The organism is Tamlana crocina (assembly GCF_012037625.1).
This window is the reverse complement of record NZ_JAAVJS010000942.1, coordinates 1-237: the sequence shown is the minus strand read 5'-3', so window position 1 is coordinate 237 and position 237 is coordinate 1. Positions and strand designations below refer to the sequence as shown.

General features: G+C 43.0%; 1 protein-coding gene. It reads left to right on the top strand.

Features of this window, described 5'->3' with window-relative positions:
* Positions 1-117: 117 nt before the first annotated feature.
* The coding region (locus HC176_RS20455) for a hypothetical protein (RefSeq protein ID WP_425338238.1) at positions 118-237 on the top strand (120 nt) is incomplete at its 3' end.

Sequence of the window (237 nt, the reverse complement as noted above, 5' to 3'; positions counted from 1 at the left end):
ACCAAAAGCAGGAGGCCATTTTAAAAGAAAGGAACAGTTATAGCAAGACAGATCCCGATGCCACTTTTATGAGAATGAAGGACGACCATATGCAGAACGGACACCTATTATTGCCCCATGGGACAGGCCATGACAAACATTGGCACTTGTAAAAGGGAAACAAAAAATGGTTTTGAACAGGAAATACATCGCTATCAAGCCCAAAACTGTCAAGGGTGTCCGCTTAGAAGCCTTTGT